Origin of the sequence: Actinocrinis sp. (assembly GCF_035605935.1) — a bacterium.
Classification (GTDB): Bacteria; Actinomycetota; Actinomycetes; order Streptomycetales; family Catenulisporaceae; genus Actinocrinis.
The window spans coordinates 1-3,824 of sequence record NZ_DATNGK010000073.1; the positions used below are offsets into that span (position 1 = coordinate 1).

The following is a 3,824-nucleotide window of genomic DNA, read 5'->3' on the forward strand; positions in this document are numbered from 1 at the left end:
CCGGGACGGCTCCGCGATCGGGCGATCGTCGCGCAACTGGTGATCGACGAGAGCACCGCGATGGCGCGCGCACAGGACGAACCGCGGGCAGCGCGGCGTGCGTTCCTGGCTACCGGTGTCAGCGTCTGGCTGTGCTGGAACGCCGGCACATTAGCGGGCGCGCTGCTCGGCGGCGGCCTTGGCGACCCGCGCTCACTCGGCCTCGATGCGATGTTCCCGGCCGCGTTTCTAGCCCTCCTCGCGCCGCAGCTACGCCGGCCGGGCGCGCCCGTCGCTGCGGTCGCCGGAGCGATGATCACCATCGTCGTCCTTCCGTTCGCCCCAGCCGGCGTGCCCGTGGTCGCCGCGCTCGCCGCCGTTGTGCCAGGCGTACTCGTCGCAAGGGGCATGACGGCAATGAGCGAGCGAGCATCGCAGGTGCAGGTGGACTCGCCCGAAGAGGTTGGCTGATGAGTTGGACTTTGCTCCTGGCCCTCGGGGGAGCCTCGTATGCCCTGAAGGCGATCAGTCCGGTTCTCGCCGGCGGCCGAGAGCTCGGGCCCCGAGTTCGCCGAACGCTCGACTTGGTCGCGGTGCCGCTGCTCGCCGCGCTGATCCTTGTTCAGACGCTCGGCACCGGTCACCGGCTCGTCCTCGACGCCCGCCTGCCGGCGGTTGCCGTCGCCGCTGTTCTGGTCTGGCGACGTGCACCATTCCTGGTCGTGGTACTTGCGGCGGCGGGCACGGCCGCCCTCTTGCGTGCGCTCGGTTAGGCCGCGGCGACGAATCGTCAATCAGGTAGGGCAACAACAACGCGGTGCCGGCTGCCTGCGTGGTTCAGCCGTCTCGGTCTGGACGGGCTGGAGCGACGCAGGTCAGGCGAGCTGTCCGGCGGGGAAGCCCAGCGGGTCGCGCTGGCTCGCGGGCTCGTCAGCCGTCCTGAGGTGCTGTTCGCGGACGAACCAACCGGCGCGTTGGATTCGCTGGCCGGTGAGCAAGTGATGGAGCTGCTCACGGCCACCGTCCGCGAGCAGAACACCACGGTCGTCCTGGTCACCCACGAGCCGCGGGTGGCCGCGTATGCCGATCGCGAAGTCATCGTGCGAGACGGCCGGGTCACGTCGCCGGTGAGCGTAGTCCCCTGATACCGCTCGCGCTGCGGCTCACGGTCGGTGGTGGGCGGGAGACGCTGGCCCGGCTCGTCGCGATCGTTCTTGCTGTCGCAATAGGAGTGGCGTTGCTGCTTGCGACGCTCGCCGGGATCAACGCGGTCAACGCGCAGAACGCGAGATACGCCTGGCTCGAAACCGGTTTCACGCCCAAGTCACGGACCGCGACGCAAGGCGTCGACCCGCTGTGGTGGCAGGTCACCGGAGACACCTACGACGGCAAGACGATCGCTCGCGTGGACCTCGCCGCGACCGGACCGCATGCTCCGATCCCGCCAGGCATCGCGCACCTGCCCGGGCCGGGCGAGTTCTATGCGTCTCCCGCGATGAGCACTTTGTTGCGCAGGACGCCGACAGCGCAACTGGACGCCCGGTACAGCGGCCGGCAGGTCGGCCGGATCGCGAACTCCGCGCTGCCGGCGCCCGACTCGCTCATCATCGTCATCGGGCGAACAGTGGCCGACCTCTCGCACACCGGCCTCGCCGACCAAGTCACCGCTATCTCGCCCACCGTGCCGAGCAGCTGCTCCGACTGCCCGGCCGCGATCGGCATCAACGCCAACGGCATCACCCTGGTATTGAGCGTTGTCGCGCTGGCGATCCTGTTCCCCGTGCTGATCCTGATCGCTACCGCGACGCGGCTAGCGGCGACCCGGCGCGAACAGCGCTTCGCAGCGATGCGGTTGGTGGGTGCCACGCCGCGGCAGGTGTCACTTATCTCGGCCGTCGAGGCGGCCACGGCGACCCTCGCCGGTGTCGCGCTCGGCTTTCCGTTGTTCTTCGCCATTCGCGCGCCGCTAGCGGGAATTCCGTTCACCGGCGCGCCATTCTTCCCGTCCGATCTGGCGCTGACGTTGATGGACGTTCTGAACGTCGCGATCGGCTTGCCCGTCGGCGCAGCGTTGGCGGCGTGGATTGCGCTGTACCGCGTGCGGATTTCGCCGCTAGGTGTCACCCGGCGGGTGACTCCTGGTCCACCTCGCGCGTACCGGTTGATTCCGCTCGTGGCCGGGATCCTCGAGCTGGCGTACTTCACCGTCGTCGGGCCCCCGCACACGACCGGTGGTCAGACGATCGCTTACGTTGCCGACTTCGGGCTGATCCTCGTCGGCCTCATCTGCGCGGGCCCGTGGCTGACCATGAGCGGTGCTCGCCTCACCGCGCGTCGGGCCCGGCGGCCGGCTCGCGGGCCGGAGGCTGGCCGACAATCCGCAGGCCGGGTTCCGCGCAATCAGTGGCTTGGTGCTGGCCTTGTTCGTCACGAGCGTGTCAGTCGGCGTGATCACGACACTTGTCGCCTCTGCTGGGCCCTCCAGCGGGACAGCCGCAGCCAACACCCTGGTCAACTACTTCTGGCGCGATTCTGCCGGCCAGCTCGTAAGCTCGGTGCCCTTCGTGCCGGCCAGCACGATCAGCAATCTCAGCGCCATCGACGGAGTGACGGGGGTAACGCTTGTTCACCAGTTTCCTTCGGCGCGACCGGACCAGTCAGCACCGGAGGGGCTCGTCCTGTGCGCACAGCTCATCCACACACCGGCCATCGGTAAATGCGCGCGGGGCGCGGTGGTGGGCGCGATCGACAGCCCGCTCGGAAATGGATTCGGTCGGAAAACAACCATCGATCAGGCCGAATGGCCGCCTGCTCCGATTACCCCAGAGGCGCTGGCGGCGTTGCCGGTGCATGTCCTCGTCGTCGGCATGAATGGATCAACGGCTGCGGTCGAAACGGCGCGCACACAGCTAGAGAACGCCGTTCCTAGTCGGTTTCCTCCCGACACGCTCTCGTCCATGAGCCCGGACTCCAGTCGCCTCCTCGCCGGGTACAAGCAGCTGGCCAACGTCGTGATCCTGGTCAGCCTGCCGATCGCCGGCTGCAGCCTTGCCGTCGCTGTCGCGGCGGGACTCACTGAGCGCAAACGTCCGTTCAGCGTCTTGCGGCTGACCGGCGTCTCCGTCGCCATGTTGCGGAGGGTCGTCGCGTTGGAAACCGTCGTACCGCTCGTCCTCACCGCGACAGTTTCGATCGCCGTCGGCTTCCTGGCCGCACAGCTGTTCCTGCACGCCCAACTCGACCAAACCCTTGTCGCGCCCGGTCCCCAGTACTACCTGATCGTTGCCCTAGGGCTCGTCGCCGCGCTGGCGATTCTCGGCTCGACGTTGCCGATGTTGTCGCGGATCACGGGTCCGGAGGCGGCCCGCTTCGACTGACGCGCGGTGTACGTCGGACGCTTCGGCGTGTCGAGCGAATGAGATCGACGTTGGCGGCCAGGATGATCGCCATGGCGAAGGTGACTCGGACCGAGCGGGCCGAGCCCTGCAGCAGGTGCGGCGATCCGGTCGAGGTTGACGTCATCACAACTGACGCGCTCGAAGGCATAGAGACCGAGGAAGCCCGTGCCTTCCACAAGGATGACCGCACCCGCGCCGATGAATTGTGCCAGCGGGGCCGGCAGCCCGCACTAATCTAAGGCGTCGCGCAGCTTTCCATCAGTGCACGCCCGGGTCGGTCGGCAGATTTCCGGTTATCCTGGAAGGGCCACGCGCAGGCAAATGTGTCGAAGCTGGTGGTGGACATGACCGAGCGCGACAGGCCGATCCCTGACACCGAGTTGCGACCAATCAACTGGATGCGAGCGCGAGCGCTCATGATCTGGGGACCGGGTGAATCCTGGGACA

The 3,824-nt window shown here is 67.9% G+C and carries 6 protein-coding genes and 1 pseudogene; 6 read left to right on the plus strand and 1 reads right to left on the minus strand.

Features of this window, described 5'->3' with window-relative positions; all coding sequences use genetic code 11:
- The 6 genes and pseudogenes from VN779_RS06590 to VN779_RS06615 all read left to right on the plus strand — a co-directional run.
- Window positions 1-450: AzlC family ABC transporter permease (locus tag VN779_RS06590; RefSeq protein ID WP_325721189.1), on the plus strand; the 450-nt coding region annotated here is incomplete at its 5' end.
- Window positions 450-752 (plus strand): AzlD domain-containing protein, encoded by a 303-nt coding sequence (locus VN779_RS06595; RefSeq protein ID WP_325721191.1) that lies wholly within the window; start codon window positions 450-452, stop codon window positions 750-752. The genes VN779_RS06590 and VN779_RS06595, both read left to right, overlap by 1 nt.
- A gap of 48 nt (window positions 753-800) precedes the next feature.
- Window positions 801-1,124, plus strand: a pseudogene (locus VN779_RS06600) (ATP-binding cassette domain-containing protein); the annotation flags it as partial.
- Window positions 1,125-1,216: 92 nt separating this feature from the next.
- The gene (locus tag VN779_RS06605; protein WP_325721192.1) at window positions 1,217-2,695 is read left to right on the plus strand and encodes an ABC transporter permease; all 1,479 of its coding nucleotides are present in this window, start codon (window positions 1,217-1,219) and stop codon (window positions 2,693-2,695) included.
- Window positions 2,696-2,714: 19 nt separating this feature from the next.
- Entirely contained in the window at window positions 2,715-3,356 is a 642-nt protein-coding gene (locus VN779_RS06610) for an ABC transporter permease (protein ID WP_325721193.1), read from the plus strand.
- Between the two features lie 71 nt (window positions 3,357-3,427).
- The gene (locus VN779_RS06615) at window positions 3,428-3,616 is read left to right on the plus strand and encodes a hypothetical protein (protein WP_325721195.1); all 189 of its coding nucleotides are present in this window, start codon (window positions 3,428-3,430) and stop codon (window positions 3,614-3,616) included.
- Here VN779_RS06615 and VN779_RS06620 read toward each other — a convergent pair.
- Window positions 3,613-3,824, minus strand: a 212-nt coding sequence (locus tag VN779_RS06620) for a hypothetical protein (protein ID WP_325721196.1), incomplete at its 5' end; no start/stop codon positions are given. The two genes, VN779_RS06615 and VN779_RS06620, sit on opposite strands and share 4 nt — an antisense overlap.